Genomic DNA, 16,442 nt, shown 5'->3' on the forward strand with positions numbered 1-16,442 from the left:
ACCAGTGGGCAGTTCTGATGGCCACCAGCGGGAAGAAACACTGGCCGCCTATGGGCAGAACTCAATGGCCCTTGACATCGCTGGAAGCTCTCGCCCACCGACCTGGCCTCCCTGGACAAGTGGGACGACTACACGAACGCGAAGGAGGCCATGTTCTTCTACACGCGCACGGCCGACGCCTCGTGGGCCGTCGTGAAGTCGAACGACGAGAAGCGCGCCCGCCTCGAAGCCATCCGCCATGTGCGGCACACGCTGCCCTACCCGGACAAGGACGACCGCATCGTCCACCGCCCCGACCCGCAGATCTGCGGCCCGGCCAACGAGCTGGCCGAGTACGGCGAGGTCTCGGGCGGATCGTTCCCGCGCGTGCGCTGACCGGGCCGCACGCGACGGCGCCCCTCACCTTCCGGTGAGGGGCGCCGTCGTGTGCGGGGGCGGGTTCAGCCGCGCTCCTCCTCCACGTACTCCGGGGTGACGTGCGCGTCGTCGAAGAGGTTGTCCGCCCCGAAGCCCTTCGAGACGTGGTACTCGCCCGAGGCCAGGGAGAGGCGGACGTCCTCGCGCAGGATCGGCAGCTTGGCGTAGAACGCGTCGCCGCAGCAGCTGGTGGCGGTGACGTCGCGGTGGCCGATGATGCGGGACGGCGGCAGCTCGTACTGCTGGCAGATGTAGGCGACGAGCGGCACCAGGCCGGCGTAGAGGCTCTGCGGCGGCGGGTTCAGCATGTACAGCCCCTCGCACTCGATGCCGAGCGCATACGCGTTGAAACCGAGCGCGTGGACGCCGAGCATGAACGTCTGTCCGCCCTCGAGCGCGTGCCGGGAGCCGTGGCGGCCCTCCATCGCGAAGCCGCCGCGGGAGACGGTGAAGTGCTGCCCGGTGTCGCCCCAGTCGTTCGCGGGGCTCATGTGCGCGTTCTGGACCACCTGCGCGATGCTCTCCGCCGCCTCCCGGGAGCCGTCCGTGACGTTCGGAGTGGTGGTGTGGTGGATCACCAGGTAGGAGGGGCGCTCGTTCAGGGTCTGCAGGTAGTAGTTGGGCTGCATGGCGCCCCACTGCGCGGTGGTGATGATGTCCGGGGCGGGCAGGCGGGTGGCCTGCTCGTCGCCCTCCGAGCTCTGCTCGGCCTGCTCATCACGCCCGCAGCCGGCCACGCCGGCGGCGATCGCCAGGCCCGTGCCGCCCAGCACGCTGCGGCGCGTCCAGGAATGGGGGAGCGGGGGCGGGGTCACGTCGGGCATGGATCGAGGTCCTTCGGGTTCGGGGCGGGGCCTCCCGGGCGGATGTGAGCGGACGGGCGTGGCCGCGGGGGCTCGACCGGTCCGATGCTACCGCCCCCCGGCCCGTTTCGTGACCCTCCCGTGATGCAGGCCGCAGGGGCGGCCCCTACACTGACTGATCATGTCGAGATTGTTCGGAACCGATGGCGTCCGTGGCCTGGCCAACGAGACCCTCACCGTGGAGTTGTCCGTCCAGCTGGCCCAGGCCGCCTCGCCCGTCCTCGGCGCGGAGGCCTTCGACGCCGGCCGACGCCCGGTCGCCGTCGTGGCCCGGGACCCGCGCATCAGCGGTGAGTTCATCGCGGCCGCCGTGCAGGCGGGCCTGGCGTCCTCCGGCGTGGACGTGTGGGATGCGGGTGTGCTGCCGACCCCCGCCGCCGCCTATCTCGTGGGGGACCTGGACGCCGACTTCGGTGTGATGATCTCCGCCTCCCACAACCCGGCCCCGGACAACGGCATCAAGTTCCTCGCGCGCGGCGGCGAGAAGCTGACCGACGCGCAGGAGGACGAGATCATCCGCCACCTCGAGGGCGTGACGCCGCGACGGCCCCAGGGCGCGGACGTGGGCCGCGTGCGCGTCTTCGCGGATGCCGAGGACCGCTACGTCCTCCACCTCCTGCAGACCCTCCCGCACCGGCTGGACGGGCTCAAGGTCGTCCTGGACTGCGCACACGGCGCGGCCGCCGGCTGCTCGCCCGAGGCGTTCCGCGCCGCCGGCGCGGAGGTCGTCGTGATCGGCGCGTCCCCGGACGGGCTCAACATCAACGACGGCTACGGCTCCACCCACCTCGAGAAGCTCCAGGCGGCCGTGCGCGAGCACGGCGCGGACCTCGGCATCGCGCACGACGGCGACGCCGACCGGTGCCTCGCCGTGGACGAGCGCGGCGAGGTCGTCGACGGCGACCAGATCATGGGCGTCATGGCCGTGGCCCTCAAGGACCGCGGCGTCCTGCGGGATGACACCCTGGTCGTGACCGTCATGTCCAACCTGGGCCTGAAGCTGGCCATGGGCCGGGAGGGCGTCCAGCTCGTCGAGACCCAGGTGGGCGACCGCTACGTCCTGGCCGGCATGAAGCTCGGCGACTACTCGCTCGGCGGCGAGCAGTCCGGCCACGTGATCTTCTCGGACCACGCCACCACCGGTGACGGTGTCCTCACCGGCCTGCAGCTCGCCTCGCGCGTCGCCGAGACCGGCACCCCGCTCTCCGAGCTGGCCGCGGTGATGGACCGGCTGCCCCAGGTCCTCGTGAACGTGCGCGGCGTGGACAAGTCCCGCGCCGCCGAGGACGAGGCCGTCCAGGCGGCGGTCGCCGAGGCGGAGGCCCGCCTCGGCGAGACCGGCCGCGTGCTGCTGCGCCCGTCGGGCACGGAACCGGTCGTGCGCGTCATGGTCGAGGCCCCGGACGAGGAGACCGCCGGCCGGGAGGCCCAGGTGCTGGCCGACGTCGTGCAGCGCGAGCTGCGCCTGCACGACTGACCGGACCGATGACGTCGGACGCGGCCCCCCGGCCCCGCCGCTGGACCCTGTTCGCGGGGCTGCTCGCGGGGCTGGCGGTCCTGTGGTCGGCCGCGTTCCTCGCCGTGGACGCGCCCGTGTGTGCGCGGCAGAGCGCCCCCGTGGAGTGGTTGCCGTGCCTGGATCCGGACCGGCAGGACTCGGAGGTCGCCCCGGACGCCGGGTCCAGCGCGGACCGGACGACGTCGCGGCCCTGAGGGCACGGCCCCGGTGCCGCCGAGGGCATGAAGGAAGGGCCCGGGGCGACTCGCGTGAGTCGTCCCGGGCCCTTCGGCGTCGGACAGGGGGCGATCAGAGGGTGGTGGTCCCGGAGGTGGGGCCGCCGCGGCGCTCGGCGAGCAGGTCGCGGATCTCGGTGAGCACGGCGACGTCGGCGGGCACCTCCTCCTCGGCGGGGTCGATGCCGAGGCGGCGGTTGCGGGCCTCGACCATCTTGTTCATCGGCATCACGATGGCGAAGTACACGGCCGCGGCGATGAGCAGGAAGTTGACGATGGCGGTGAGCAGCACGCCGAACTTCACGTCGTTGCCGTTGACCGTCAGCACGGCGAACGAGTCGAAGTTCGGCGAGCCCACGGCGGCGGCGATGAGCGGCATGAGGACCGCCTCGACGAGCGCGTTCACGATCTTGCCGAAGGCGGCGCCGATGATGACGGCGACGGCCAGGTCGAGGACGTTGCCCTTCATGATGAAGTCTTTGAATCCCTGGAGCATGGGGAGAATCCTACGTGTGGCGAATTCGGCGCGGTACACCGTCGAGCGAGTCGTGCGTCTCAGTCCGCGTAGTCCGGCGCCGGAGGCAGGCCCCACGCGGTCTCGAGGACGCCGCCGGCCGCCTCGACCCGGGCCGCCTCCGCGGACCCGACGTAGCGCAGGTGCCACGGCTCGTGGGCGAAGCCCGTCACGTCCTCGGCCCCGACGGGATAGCGGATGACGAACCCGTACTCGGCGGCGTGCGCGGCCACCCAGCGGCCCGCGGCGGTGTCGCCGAAGCACGCTTCCAGGTCACACGCGGGGGTCGCGGCGTCGCCCACGTCCCAGGCCAGGCCGGTCTGGTGCTCGGAGTACCCCGGACGCGCCGAGACGCGGTCGGCCTCGGCGCGGCCCAGCTCGTCGACCCAGTGGCCGTACGTCCGGACCTGGTAGTCGTACGAGCGGTAGGCGCTCAGGGTGGTGAGGCGGTGACCCGCCGCCGCGGCGGCATCCAGCAGGTCACCGGCCGCCGTCGCGGCCTCCGCCCGCAGGGACAGCTCGCTGCCGGGCACGGCCACCAGATCCGAGGGCGCCCAGTCGGGCGGAGCCACGGGGCGGGTCTTGTTCACGACGACGTCGAGGGCGGCCGGGTCGGCGTGCGTGCTCGACGACGGCGCCGTGCTCGAGGCGGCGCGGGACGACGCGGCCGCGCTCGCGGAGCCGGAAGCCGGCGTCGCCGGGGACGGGCCCGCGGCGGGCGTGCCGCAACCGGCCACGAGCAGCGCGAGCGCGGCCAGCGCGGCGAGGGGGAGGGTGCGACGCATGGATCAGACCTTCCTCAGCAGCACGCGGGTCACCTCGTGTTGCGCGTTCTTCGTGAGCACCAGCCGGGCGCGCCCGCGGGTCGGGCGCACGTTCTGCTCGAGGTTCGGGCCGTTGATGGAGTCCCAGATGGACTCGGCCGTCGCCTGAGCCTCGGCGTCCGACAGGGAGGAGTACCGGTGGAAGTAGCTGCGCGGGTCGGCGAAGGCCCCCGAGCGCAGACCCATGAACCGGTCGATGTACCAGGACCGGATCCAGGACGCGCGCGCGTCCACGTACACCGAGAAGTCGAAGAAGTCGGAGACGGAGAGCCCGGCGGTGCCGTCGGCCCGGGTGCGCGGCGGGGCCAGCACGTTGAGTCCCTCCACGATCAGCACGTCGGGACGGTGCACCACCTGTTCCTCGCCCGGCACGATGTCGTAGGTGATGTGCGAGTACACGGGCGCGCGCACCTCCTGCGCCCCGGACTTGACGTCCGCCATGAAGCGCAGCAGCGCGCGGCGGTCGTAGGACTCGGGGAAGCCCTTGCGGGACATGATGCCGCGCTCGTGCAGCACCGCGTTGGGGTGCAGGAAGCCGTCCGTGGTGACCAGCTCGACGCGCGGTGTGGTCGGCCAGCGGCGCAGCATCTCCTGGAGCACGCGCGCCGTCGTCGACTTGCCGACGGCGACCGACCCGGCCACCCCGATCACGTACGGGGTGCGCCCCGTCCGCTCGCCGAGGAACGCGTTGGTCGCGCTGCGCAGGGCCGCGGAGGCCTCCACGTTGATGCTCAGCAGGCGCGAGAGCGGAAGGTAGACCTCGGCAACCTCGCGCAGGGACAGATGCTCGCCGAGGCCGCGCAGACGCTCCACGTCCGCCTGGTCGAAGGGCTGCGCCATCTCCGAGGCGAGACGGGCCCAGGTCTGGCGGTCCAGCTCCACGAAGGGGGAGCGCTGGTGGCCGTCGGGCACGGCGTCCGCGGGCTCCTCGGGGCCCACGAGGGGCAGCTCGGAGGTCGGGGGGGTGTAGGTCACCCGATCCATTATGGCCGCGGCCCGCCCGGAGCGGGCCCCCGCGTGACGTCACAGGGCCCGGATAGGATCGGCCCATGCGCGTTCTCGTGACCGGCGGTGCCGGATACCTCGGATCCCACACCGTGCTCACGCTGCTCGAGGCGGGCCACGACGTCCTCGTCCTGGACAGCCTGGTCACGGCGACGACGACGTCGCTGGAGCGCGTCGCCGAGCTCGCCGGAACGCGTCTGGGCGGGTCGCGGCTGCGCCTGCACGTGGCCGACATCCGCCGCCCCGAGGACTACCGCGGGGCGCTCGCGGACTTCGGCCCGGCCGCACTCGTGCACTTCGCCGGGCTGAAGTCGCCCACCGAGTCGATGACCCGCCCCGCCGCCTACTACGACGTGAACGTGGGCGGCACGGCCGCCGTCGCCGAGGCCGCGCTCGCGGCCGGCGCCCGCACGGTCCTGTTCTCCTCCTCCGCGACCGTGTACGGCGACCGCGCGCCGGTGCCGGTCGCCGAGGACGCCGCCACAGACCCGGTCTCGCCCTACGGGCACTCCAAGCTCATGGCGGAGCAGGTGCTGCGCGACGTCTGCGCCACGGTCGACGGCGGCGGGCTGGCGATGCTGCGCTACTTCAACCCGGTCGGCGCGCATCCCTCCGGGCGGCTGGGCGAGGACCCGAGCGGGGTGCCGGCGAACCTCATGCCCTTCGTGGCGCGGGTGGCCTCCGGCGCGTACCCCGAGCTGCGGGTGTTCGGCGCGGACTTCGACACGCGCGACGGGAGCGCCGTGCGCGACTTCATCCACGTGATGGACCTCGCGGAGGCGCACGTGGCCGGGCTCGAATGGCTCGCGGCCCGCGTGGCGACCGGGGGCGGCACGACGACCCGGGTCTGGAACATCGGCCGGGGCGAGGGCGTCACCGTGTTCGAGATGGTGCGCGCCTTCGAGGCGGTCACGGGCGGCCGCATCCCCTACCGCGTGGTCGAGCGCCGGCCCGGGGACATCGCCGAGTCGTGCGCCGCCGTGGACGCGATCGGCGCCGAGGTGGGCTGGCACGCCCGGCGCGATGTGACCGCGATGGTGCGGGACCTCTGGGCCTGGCAGGAGGCCAATCCCGCGGGGTTCTCGTCCCGGACGGAGTGAGCCGGCCCGCCGTGCGCGGAAGACGGGTCCGGCCCGGTATTCTCATGCGCATGTGCGGAATCGTCGGATACATCGGCCAGCCCCAGTCGGATCGTGAGCACGGCGCTCTCGACGTCCTGATGGAGGGCCTGCGCCGTCTCGAATACCGCGGATACGACTCCGCCGGTGTGGCCGTGGTGGACGGCGGTCAGCTGTACCACCGGAAGAAGGCGGGCAAGCTCGCCAACCTCGCCGAGGAGCTCGCCGAGCACCCCATCCCCACCGGCCTCGTCGGCATCGGCCACACCCGGTGGGCCACCCACGGCGGCCCCACCGACCGCAACGCCCACCCGCATGTGGCGGACGAGGGCCGCCTGGCGCTGATCCACAACGGCATCATCGAGAACTACGCCGAGCTGCGCGAGGAGCTGCTCGCCAAGGGCGTCGAGTTCCTCTCCGAGACGGACACCGAGGTGGCCGCCCACCTCCTCGCCGACGTCTACCGGAACGCGGCCGGCCAGGACCTGACCCGCGCCATGCAGCTGGCCTCCCAGCGCCTCGAGGGCGCCTTCACCCTGCTGGCCGTGCACGTGGACCACCCGGACCGCGTGGTGGCCTCGCGCCGCAACTCGCCGCTCGTCGTCGGCCTGGGCGAGGGGGAGAACTTCCTCGGCTCGGACGTCTCCGGCTTCATCGACTTCACCCGCGAGGCCATCGAGCTCGAGCAGGACCAGGTCGTGACGATCACGGCCGACGCCGTCGAGATCTCGGACTTCCGGGGCGGCCCCGCCGACGGCAAGCGCTTCACCGTGGACTGGGACGCCTCGGCCGCGGAGAAGGGCGGCTTCGAGACCTTCATGGAGAAGGAGATCCACGACCAGCCCCAGGCCGTGCAGGACACCCTGCTGGGCCGCACGGACGCCGCCGGCGCCCTGATGCTGGACGAGCTGCGGATCGACCCCGAGGAGCTCAAGGCCGTCGACAAGATCATCGTCCTGGCGTGCGGCACGTCCGCCTACGCGGGCACGGTGGCCAAGTACGCCATCGAGCACTGGTGCCGGATCCCCGTGGAGGTGGAGCTCTCCCACGAGTTCCGCTACCGCGACCCGATCATCGACCCGCACACCCTCGTGGTGTCCATCTCCCAGTCCGGCGAGACCATGGACACCCTCATGGCGGTCCGCTACGCCAAGGAGCAGGGCGCCCGCACCGTGTCCATCTGCAACACCAACGGCTCCACGATCCCGCGCGAGTCGGACGCCGTGCTCTACACGCACGCCGGCCCCGAGATCGCCGTCGCCTCCACCAAGGCGTTCCTGGCGCAGATCACCGCGGCCTACCTGCTGGGCCTGTACCTGGCCCAGCTGAACAAGAAGCTGTTCAGCGGCCAGATCAAGGACATCCTGGCGGACCTCGGAGCGATCCCCGGCAAGATCGAGGAGATCCTCGCCGCCAAGGACCAGGTCAAGGAGCTCGCCCGCTCGATGGCCGACGCCACCTCCGTCCTGTTCCTCGGCCGCAACGTCGGCTATCCGGTGGCCATGGAGGGCGCGCTCAAGCTCAAGGAGCTTGCGTACATCCACGCCGAGGGCTTCGCCGCGGGCGAGCTCAAGCACGGCCCGATCGCCCTGATCGACGACGGCCAGCCGGTCTTCGTGGTCATGCCCTCGCCCCTGGACCGTCACTCGCTGCACGCCAAGGTGGTCTCGAACATCCAGGAGGTCCGCGCCCGCGGCGCCCGCACCTTCGCCGTCGCCGAGCGCGGCGACGCGGCCGTGCGCGGCCAGGCCGAGGTCGTCTTCGAGGTCCCCGAGACCCAGCCGATGCTCATGCCGCTGCTGACCACGGTCCCGCTGCAGATCTTCGCCCTCGAGCTCGCCACGGCGAAGGGCTACGACGTGGACCAGCCGCGCAACCTCGCCAAGTCCGTCACGGTGGAGTGATCCGCCGCTGAGGCCACCGAGACCTCTCCTGCCGGGCCCGGCCGCCACACAGCGGCCGGGCCCGCGACGCGTCCGGGACGGTGTCCTCCCGCCCCAGTAGACTCCCCGAGGAGGCCCGCCGCACCCGGCGGGCCGCACGACGAGACCCCGGAGAGTCATGCACACAGTGGAGATCGGCCAGCCGTACCCCCTCGGGGCCACCGTGGACGAGACCGGCACCAACTTCGCCCTCGCGGTCTCCCGCGAGGTGGAGGCGGTCGAGCTGTGCCTCGTCGCCGACGACGGCACGGAGACGCGCATCCCTCTCGAGGAGCGGCACGGCACCACATGGCACGCCCACGTGGCGGGCATCGGCCACGGGCAGCGCTACGGCTACCGCGTGCACGGCCCCTGGGACCCCGCCCGCGGCCTGTGGCACAACCCGGCCAAGATCCTCGTGGACCCGTACGCGCGGGCGTTCACCGGCGACTACGAGTGGGGCCAGCAGCACCACTCGTACGACTTCGACGAGCCGGACCGCATCGACACCTCGGACAACCTGGGCACGAGCATGCTCGGCGTCGTCGTCGCCGAGGACTTCGACTGGGGCGATGACGCCCCACCCGCCGTCGAGCTCACGGACACGGTGATCTACGAGACCCACGTCAAGGGCATGACCAAGCTGCACCCCGCCGTCCCGGAGGAGCTGCGCGGCACCTACGCGGGCATGGCCCACCCGGAGGTGGTCCGCCACCTGACCGAGCTCGGGGTGACCGCCGTCGAGCTGATGCCCGTGCACCAGTTCGTCAACGACGCCACCCTGCAGGAGAAGGGGCTGAGCAACTACTGGGGCTACAACACGCTCGGCTTCTTCGCCCCGCACGCCGCCTACGCCTCCTCCTCGGAGGTGGGCGGCCAGGTCCGCGAGTTCAAGCAGATGGTGAAGGACCTGCACGCCGCTGGTCTCGAGGTGATCCTCGACGTGGTCTACAACCACACGGCCGAGGGCAACGACAAGGGCCCCATGCTCAGCCTGCGCGGGCTGGACAACGCCGGCTACTACCACCTCGTCGAGGGCGACGAGCGGCACTACATGGACTACACGGGCACCGGGAACTCGGTGGACCTCTCCAGCCCCAAGGCCCTCCAGCTGGTCATGGACTCCCTGCGCTACTGGGTCACCGAGATGCACGTGGACGGCTTCCGGTTCGACCTGGCCACCACCCTCACCCGGGTGGAGGGGGAGCAGGGCCCGGACATGTTCTCCGGGTTCTTCGACGTGGTCCGCCAGGACCCGGTGCTGCGCACCGTCAAGCTCATCGCCGAGCCGTGGGACGTGGGCTGGGGCGGCTACCAGGTGGGCAACTTCCCCGGCCTCTGGTCCGAGTGGAACGGCATGTACCGGGACGCGGTACGCGACTTCTGGCGCGGCGAGCCCGGCACCCTCGGCGAGTTCGCCACCCGCCTGACCGGCTCGGCCGACCTCTACGAGGGGGACGGGCGCGGCCCCGGTGCGTCCGTGAACTTCGTCACGGCCCACGACGGCTTCACGCTGCGCGACCTCGTCTCCTACAACGAGAAGCACAACGAGGCCAACGGCGAGGACAACAACGACGGCGAGGCGCACAACCGCTCGTGGAACTGCGGCGTGGAGGGGGAGACCGACGACCCCGAGGTCGTGACGCTCCGCGCCCGCCAGCGCCGCAACTTCCTGGCCACCCTGCTGATCAGCCAGGGCGTGCCCATGATCAGCCACGGCGACGAGCTGGGCCGCACCCAGGGCGGCAACAACAACGTCTACTGCCAGGACAACGAGATCTCGTGGATCGACTGGTCCGCCATGGACGACTCGCTCGTGGCGTTCACCCGCGACCTGATCGCGCTGCGCCGTGACCACGCGGTGTTCCGCCGTCGCCACCACTTCGACGGTCGCCCCGCGGCCCGCGACGTCGAGGCGCCCCTGCCGGACATCGTGTGGCTCGAGCCGGACGCGACCGCCAAGACGGAGGACGACTGGGGCGCCGAGGCCCGGTCGATCGGCTTCTACCTCAACGGGCACATGCTCACCCGCGGGGACGAGGAAGGGGAGGAGCCCTACCGGGACTTCTACGTCCTCATGAACGCGTGGTGGGAGCCCGTGCCGTACACCCTGCCCGGGCCCACGTTCCCGGCGGAGTGGGAGGTCGTCGTGGACACCTCGTCCCACGTCGCCCCGGACGGCACCCGCCCCCGCGTGCGTGCCGGGGACGTGCTTGAGCTCCCGGCCCGCTCCACCGTCGTGCTGCGGCAGGTCCCCGAGGGCGCATGAGCCCGCAGGTGGACCGGGGGCGCGTCCGCCGTGGCCTGCCGCGGTGGGCGCGGGCCCTCTGCGCCACCGTGGCGACCCTGGCGGCGCTGGGACTGGCCTTCGGCGCGGGGTGGGCCACGCACGCCGTGACGGATCCGCACCCGGACGACGCACCGCGCGTGGACGCCCTCCTCGTCCTCTACAGCCAGCCCCGCGTCTACGACGCCGCGATCGAGCTCGCCGCGTCCGGCGTCGCCGACCGGCTCTTCGTCTCCGCGTACCTGGGGCCGGACGGGCACGAGAAGCTGTGCGGCGGCCCGGAGGAGCGCGACCCGCGGCTGGAAGGCGTCACCGTCGAGTGCTTCGCGCCCGATCCGGTGACCACCCAGGGCGAGGTCGTCCACGCGGCCGACCGCATGCGCGAGCTGGGCCTGCACCACCTGGGCGTGCTCACCTTCCACCAGCACGTGGAGCGTGCGCGGCTGCTGGCGGAGCGGTGCCTCACACCCGAGGAGGGCCGTGTGTCCCTGTACGCGTTCGACGCCGGCTTCGACCGGCTCGGCCGCCTGCAGCACGGCGTCTACGGCGTGCTGGCCTACGGGAAGGCGATGCTCACGCCGGGCTGCGACCAGCAGCTGCCCGGCGTGCTGCAGTGGCCGCTCGACCTGGCCAAGCGACTGCGCGGGCAGCCCGTCGGGGACGAGGCCGGCGCCGTCGTCGTGGGCGCCCGGCGGGCGGGGGCGGCGTGATCGTCGGCGTGGGGGTGGACGTGGTGGACGTCCCGCGGTTCCGGGCGCAGCTCGAGCGCACCCCGGCGCTGCGCGCACGCCTGTTCACCGAGGATGAGCGGGACCTGCCGCTGCGCTCGCTGGCCGCGCGCTTCGCCGCCAAGGAGGCGATCGCCAAGGCCATGGGCGCCCCGCCCGGGATGATGTGGCACCACTGCTGGATCCCGCGCCCGGACCACGGCGACGGCCGCCCCACCGTGCACCTGACCGGCACCGTGCAGGCCCAGGCCGAGGCCCTGGGCATCACCCACTGGCACCTCTCCCTCAGCCATGACGGGGACGTCGCCACCGCCTACGTGGTCGCCGAACGCCGCGCGGCCGAGGAGGAGTCCGCATGACCGCCGATGACCTGACCCGCATCGCCGTGACCGGCTCGGCCGTGCGCACGGCCGAGGAGCCCCTGCTCGCGGCCGGCCGCGGCCCGGAGCTGATGCGCGCCGCCGCCTGGGCCCTGGCCGAGCACGCCGCGGCCCTGCTGCGTGAGCGCGGCCCGGTGGCCGGCACGACGGTGGCCGCCCTCGTCGGCCCCGGCAACAACGGCGGGGACGCGCTGTTCGCCCTCGCGTTCCTGCGCCGTCGGGGCGTGGCCGCGGTCGCCGTGCCCGTCCGCCGGGACGACGACGGCGCCCCGCGCTGGCACGCCGAGGGCTGGGCTGCGCTGCGAGCGGCCGGGGGACGCCGCGCCGACGCGGTGCCGCCCGAGGCCGCGCTCGTGGTGGACGGCGTGCTCGGCACAGGCTTCACCGGCGAGTATGAGCTGCCCGCCGCGGCGCGCGCGCTGCCGGCGGATGCGCTCGTGCTGGCGTGCGACGTGCCCTCCGGTGTGGACGCGGACACCGGCGAGGTGCGGGGGGAGGCCCTCCGCGCGGCCGCGACCGTGACGTTCGGCGCCCTCAAGTCCGGCCTCGTCCTCGGGGAGGGGGCAGGCCGCGCGGGCACCGTGCACGTGGCGGACATCGGGCTGGGACCGCACCTGCCGACGTCGCCGGCCGCGCGGCTGGGCGTGATGGACGAGGCCGCCGCACGGACCGCCCACCCGGCCCCCGCGGCCGAGGCCCACAAGTACACGCGCGGCGTGGTGGCCGTCGTCGCCGGATCGGAGCGCTACCCGGGGGCCGCCGTGCTCGCGAGCGCGGGTGCGCTGCACACGGGCGCGGGCATGGTGCACCATTCCGGCCCGCAGACCACCCGGGACCTGGTGCTCGCCGCCCACCCCGAGGCGCTGGTCTCGGCGGAGGGGCCCGAGCCGTCGCGCGCGGACGCCTGGGTGGCCGGCCCCGGCTTGGACACCGAGCACGACGCGCGGCGGCGCTGGGCCGGCGTCCTCGCCGCGCTCGAGGAACGGCCGGAGGCGGCCCTGGTCGCCGACGCCTCGGCCCTGGACCTGGTCACCGCCGCCGAGCTGCGGGCGCTGCGCGCGGCCGGCACGCCCGTGGTCCTGACGCCGCACGCCGGGGAGTGGTCCCGGCTGCACGAGCGCGTCCCCGCGGACGGCGCCGACGCCGCCGACCCGCTCGCGGCGCTGCGGGCGTGGACCGCTGCGCACGGGGCCACCGTCCTGCTCAAGGGTCAGCGCACCCTCGTGGTCGCCCCGGACGGCGAGGCGTGGGCCGTGACCGGCGGCGGGCCCGAACTCGCGATGGGCGGCACCGGTGACGTGCTCTCCGGGGCGATCGGTGCCGTCCTGGCCGCGGACGTGGCGCGGCGCTCGCGGGCGCGCCGGGCCGGGGAGGATCCCGGCCCGGCGCCCACGGCCCGGCTCGCGGCCGCCGCCGCCTGGCTGCACGCCCAGGCCGGGGCCGGCCAGGCCCGCGCCGGGCGGATCACCACGGCCACGCTGCCGACCGCGCTGGGCGCGCGCGTCGCGCGCCTGTGGTGGCCGGACGACGCCGAGCTGGAGGCCGTCCGATGAGCCTCGCCGACGTCAGCCCGGTCGACACCGAGCGCGCCGTACGCATCGACCTGGCGGCCGTCCGGCACAACGTGGGCGTGCTGCGGGAGCGGATCCGGCGCCCCGACGGCAGCCGGCCGCTGCTGACCGCCGTCGTCAAGGCTGACGCCTACGGCCACGGCGCGGTGGCCGTCGCCCGCGCCGCCGCGGCCGCCGGCGCGGACCGGCTCGGGGTGGCCCACGTGCGCGAGGCCCTGGCCCTGCGCGCGGCGGGGGTGCCCCTGCCCGTGCTCGCGTGGCTGCACACCGGGGCCACGGACTTCGCCGCCGCGGTGGAGGCGGAGGTGACCCTCGGCGTCTCGGGCTGGGACCTCGACGCCGTCGCCGACGCCGTCCGCGGGCTGCGGGCCCGCGGCGGGGCCGGACCCGAGGTCCGCGCCGTCCTGCACCTGAAGGCGGACACCGGCCTGGGCCGCCACGGCTGCACGCCCGAGCGGTGGCCCGCGCTCGTCGCGCGCGCCGCCGAGCTCGAGGCCGCGGGCCTCGTGCGGGTGGAGGGCGTGTTCTCCCACCTCGGCGTGGCGGACGAGCCGGACCGGGCCGCCGAGACCACGGCGCAGCTGCTGCGGTTCGAACGGATGGCCGCCGAGGCCGCCGAGGCCCTCGGCCACCCGCTGCTGCGGCACCTGGCCAACACGCCCGCCGCCCTCGCCCGGCCGGACACGCACCTGGACATGGTGCGCGTCGGCCTGGGCCTGTACGGGCTCTCCCCGTTCGCGGACGTCACCGCCGCCGAGCTCGGACTGCGCCCGGCCATGTCCCTCGTCACCGTCCTGGCCAACGTCAAGGCCGTCCCCGCCGGGCAGGGCGTGTCCTACGGGTTCCGCCACGTCACGGCGGAGCCCACCACCCTCGGGCTCGTGCCCCTCGGCTACGCCGACGGCGTCCCGCGCGTCGTCGAGGGCACGCGCGTCCACGTCGGCGGCCGGACCGTCCCCGTGGTGGGCCGCATCGCGATGGACCAGTTCGTGGTGGACCTCGGCCCGGACGCCGCGGACGCGCCCGGCGACGCCGTCGAGCTGTTCGGACCGGCCTCCGGCATTCCGGTGGAGGAGTGGGCCGCGGCCGCCGGGACGATCAACTACGAGCTGGTGACCCGCATCGGAGGCCGCGTGGACCGGCAGCACGTGGACCCCACGCCGACCCAGGAGGCCTGCCCATGAGCGACCACGCGATCCCCGCCCCCGGCCCGACCCTGCCCGAGCCCGTGCTGACGGCGACGGTCCCGCTCGAGGGCGCCGACGGCACCCGGGCGTTCGGCCGCGCCCTCGCCGGGGTGCTCCGCGCCGGCGACGTGCTGATCCTCACGGGCGACCTCGGCGCGGGCAAGACGACCTTCACCCAGGGGCTGGCCAGCGGATTCGGCGTGGCCTCCGGCGTGGTCTCGCCGACGTTCGTCCTCTCCCGCGTCCACCCCGCCCCGGCCGACGCCCCGGCGGGCACCCCGGACCTCGTGCACGTGGACGCGTACCGGCTGCGCTCGGCGGGGGAGCTCACGGACCTCGACCTGGACGCGAGCGTGGACCGCTCCGTGACCGTCGTCGAGTGGGGCCGGGGCATGGCCGAGTCCCTCGCCGGGTTCCCCGAGGACCCGGACGCCTCGTGGCTGGACATCGAGATCGTCCGGGCCCGCGGGGGTGAGGACGCCCCCGCCGCCTCCGCGGGGGAGGGCGAGGACGGCATCGTCACCGACTTCTCCGACGAGGACGGAAGCCAGGCCGAGGAGCTGCGCTCGGCCATCGTGACCGGCCGCGGCCCGCGCTGGGCCGGCGTCGTGCTTCCGTAGACTGGCGGCCATGGCCCTGCTCCTCGCGATCGACTCCTCCGCCGCCGCCTCCGTCGCCGTCCTGCGGGACGGTGAGGAGCTCGCGCACTGGGCCACGGACGACACCCACGCCCACGCCGAGGTGCTCGCCCCCGCGGTGCAGACCGTGCTCGGCGAGGCCGGTGTCACCGGCACCGCGCTGGACGCGCTCGCGGTCGGCGTCGGCCCCGGACCCTTCACGGGGCTGCGCGCGGGCCTGGCGACGGCGGCCGCCCTCGGCCTGGCGTGGGACGTGCCCGTGCACGGGGTCCGCAGCCTCGACGCGCTCGCCCACGCGGCCGGCGTCGACGCCTTCCGCCACGGGATCGAGGAGTTCGTGGTCGCCACGGACGCCCGCCGCCGCGAGGTCTACTGGGCCCACTACGCGCAGGTCGGCGGGCAGCCGACGCTGCTGCACGGCCCCTTCGTCTCGCCGGCGGACGAGGTCACCCCGCTGCCCGTCTACGGCGCGGGGGCCGGGCTCTACCCCGAGGCGCTGCGCGCGGTGCCGGACTGGGAGTCGGCCACGCCGTCCGCCGTCGGGGTGGGGCAGGTGGCCGAGCTCGCCCTGCGGCGCGGCCGCGGCCTCGTGCCCGCCGAGCCGCTCTACCTGCGCGAGTCCGACGCCAAGGTCCCCGGCCCCCGCAAGCGGGCGGGCGCGTGAGCCCGGCCGAGCCGGCCCCGTCCGGTGACGGGAGCCCCGCCGAGGACGAGCACGGGCTGCCGCCCGGGTACCTGCTGCGCCCCATGACCGTGTGGGACATCCCCGAGGTGCTCGCCCACGAGGCCACCCTCTTCCCGCTCGACGCCTGGCCCGCGCACTTCTACGAGGAGGAACTCGCCCAGACCGGCCCCGCCGGCGGACGGGACGTGCACGGCCGTCCGCCCACCCGGGACTACCGCGTGGTCGTCCGCGACGTGCCCGCGCCTGGAGAGGTCGCCGCCGACGACGACGGCCCCGCCCCCGGCGAGATCGTCGGCTACGGCGGGATCATGGTGGTCGGCGACGTCGCCGACGTGCAGACCGTGGGCACCGTCGCGGCGGCGCAGGGGCGGGGGATCGGAGCAGCCCAGCTGCGCTGGATGGCCGCGGAGGCCGCGGCGCGCGGTGCGAGCTCGCTCATGCTCGAGGTCCGGGCCTCCAACGCCGCCGCCCGGCGGCTCTACGCGCGCCACGGATTCCAGGAGCTGCACGTGCGCCGCCGCTACTACCCGGGCGGCGAGGACGCCGTGATCATGCGCAAGCCCCTGTGA

Annotated in this window: 16 protein-coding genes and 1 pseudogene; 13 read left to right on the forward strand and 4 right to left on the reverse strand. The window is 74.2% G+C overall.

Annotated elements, in window-relative coordinates:
- Positions 1-78: 78 nt before the first annotated feature.
- Positions 79-375, forward strand: a pseudogene (locus KVS67_RS07345) (polyphosphate kinase 2); the annotation flags it as partial.
- 65 nt (positions 376-440) lie between these two features.
- Here KVS67_RS07345 and KVS67_RS07350 read toward each other — a convergent pair.
- Positions 441-1,241: a peptidoglycan recognition family protein gene (locus KVS67_RS07350; RefSeq protein WP_166437508.1), complete on the reverse strand. Its 801-nt coding sequence runs from the start codon at positions 1,239-1,241 to the stop codon at positions 441-443.
- A 160-nt stretch (positions 1,242-1,401) separates the two neighbouring features.
- On the opposite strand from KVS67_RS07350, the gene glmM reads away from it, so the two are divergent.
- On the forward strand, positions 1,402-2,757 hold the full coding sequence (gene glmM, locus KVS67_RS07355; RefSeq protein ID WP_029248315.1) for a phosphoglucosamine mutase: 1,356 nt from the start codon (positions 1,402-1,404) through the stop codon (positions 2,755-2,757).
- Between the two features lie 8 nt (positions 2,758-2,765).
- Positions 2,766-2,993 (forward strand): hypothetical protein, encoded by a 228-nt coding sequence (locus KVS67_RS07360; protein WP_010080407.1) that lies wholly within the window; start codon positions 2,766-2,768, stop codon positions 2,991-2,993.
- A gap of 94 nt (positions 2,994-3,087) precedes the next feature.
- Here the strand turns inward: KVS67_RS07360 and mscL are convergent, their stop codons facing one another.
- The 3 genes from mscL to coaA are packed head-to-tail and all read right to left on the reverse strand — an operon-like array spanning position 3,088 to position 5,291.
- Complete coding sequence (gene mscL, locus KVS67_RS07365; RefSeq protein ID WP_036337978.1) at positions 3,088-3,510, reverse strand: large conductance mechanosensitive channel protein MscL; 423 nt, start codon at positions 3,508-3,510, stop codon at positions 3,088-3,090.
- 59 nt (positions 3,511-3,569) lie between these two features.
- Positions 3,570-4,313: a M15 family metallopeptidase gene (locus KVS67_RS07370; RefSeq protein ID WP_036337981.1), complete on the reverse strand. Its 744-nt coding sequence runs from the start codon at positions 4,311-4,313 to the stop codon at positions 3,570-3,572.
- Positions 4,314-4,316: 3 nt separating this feature from the next.
- Entirely contained in the window at positions 4,317-5,291 is a 975-nt protein-coding gene (gene coaA / locus KVS67_RS07375) for a type I pantothenate kinase (RefSeq protein ID WP_227717996.1), read from the reverse strand.
- A 110-nt stretch (positions 5,292-5,401) separates the two neighbouring features.
- Here coaA and galE point away from each other — a divergent pair, with 110 nt between their 5' ends.
- From galE to KVS67_RS07425, 10 genes are all read left to right on the forward strand, one after another.
- A complete protein-coding gene (gene galE / locus KVS67_RS07380; protein ID WP_049146067.1) occupies positions 5,402-6,457 on the forward strand; it encodes a UDP-glucose 4-epimerase GalE in 1,056 nt (351 codons plus the stop codon).
- 50 nt (positions 6,458-6,507) lie between these two features.
- Positions 6,508-8,379 carry a glutamine--fructose-6-phosphate transaminase (isomerizing) gene (gene glmS, locus KVS67_RS07385; RefSeq protein ID WP_166437509.1) on the forward strand — a complete coding sequence of 624 codons (1,872 nt, stop codon included), beginning with the start codon at positions 6,508-6,510 and terminating at the stop codon, positions 8,377-8,379.
- 157 nt (positions 8,380-8,536) lie between these two features.
- On the forward strand, positions 8,537-10,666 hold the full coding sequence (gene glgX / locus KVS67_RS07390; protein ID WP_036315853.1) for a glycogen debranching protein GlgX: 2,130 nt from the start codon (positions 8,537-8,539) through the stop codon (positions 10,664-10,666).
- The gene (locus KVS67_RS07395; protein ID WP_063190077.1) at positions 10,663-11,394 is read left to right on the forward strand and encodes a hypothetical protein; all 732 of its coding nucleotides are present in this window, start codon (positions 10,663-10,665) and stop codon (positions 11,392-11,394) included. The genes glgX and KVS67_RS07395 overlap by 4 nt, the downstream gene beginning before the upstream one ends.
- Positions 11,391-11,771: a holo-ACP synthase gene (locus KVS67_RS07400; RefSeq protein WP_010080417.1), complete on the forward strand. Its 381-nt coding sequence runs from the start codon at positions 11,391-11,393 to the stop codon at positions 11,769-11,771. The genes KVS67_RS07395 and KVS67_RS07400 overlap by 4 nt, the downstream gene beginning before the upstream one ends.
- The gene (locus KVS67_RS07405; protein WP_217565187.1) at positions 11,768-13,345 is read left to right on the forward strand and encodes an NAD(P)H-hydrate dehydratase; all 1,578 of its coding nucleotides are present in this window, start codon (positions 11,768-11,770) and stop codon (positions 13,343-13,345) included. The genes KVS67_RS07400 and KVS67_RS07405 overlap by 4 nt, the downstream gene beginning before the upstream one ends.
- A complete protein-coding gene (gene alr, locus KVS67_RS07410; protein ID WP_217565188.1) occupies positions 13,342-14,547 on the forward strand; it encodes an alanine racemase in 1,206 nt (401 codons plus the stop codon). Before KVS67_RS07405 ends, alr begins: the two co-directional genes overlap by 4 nt.
- On the forward strand, positions 14,544-15,170 hold the full coding sequence (gene tsaE, locus KVS67_RS07415; protein ID WP_217565189.1) for a tRNA (adenosine(37)-N6)-threonylcarbamoyltransferase complex ATPase subunit type 1 TsaE: 627 nt from the start codon (positions 14,544-14,546) through the stop codon (positions 15,168-15,170). The genes alr and tsaE overlap by 4 nt, the downstream gene beginning before the upstream one ends.
- Positions 15,171-15,180: 10 nt before the next feature.
- The gene (gene tsaB / locus KVS67_RS07420) at positions 15,181-15,852 is read left to right on the forward strand and encodes a tRNA (adenosine(37)-N6)-threonylcarbamoyltransferase complex dimerization subunit type 1 TsaB (RefSeq protein WP_155932646.1); all 672 of its coding nucleotides are present in this window, start codon (positions 15,181-15,183) and stop codon (positions 15,850-15,852) included.
- The gene (locus KVS67_RS07425) at positions 15,849-16,442 is read left to right on the forward strand and encodes a GNAT family N-acetyltransferase (protein WP_217565190.1); all 594 of its coding nucleotides are present in this window, start codon (positions 15,849-15,851) and stop codon (positions 16,440-16,442) included. The genes tsaB and KVS67_RS07425 overlap by 4 nt, the downstream gene beginning before the upstream one ends.

Origin of the sequence: Micrococcus sp. GbtcB5, from assembly GCF_019091605.1 — a bacterium.
Taxonomy (GTDB): Bacteria; Actinomycetota; Actinomycetes; order Actinomycetales; family Micrococcaceae; genus Micrococcus; species Micrococcus luteus.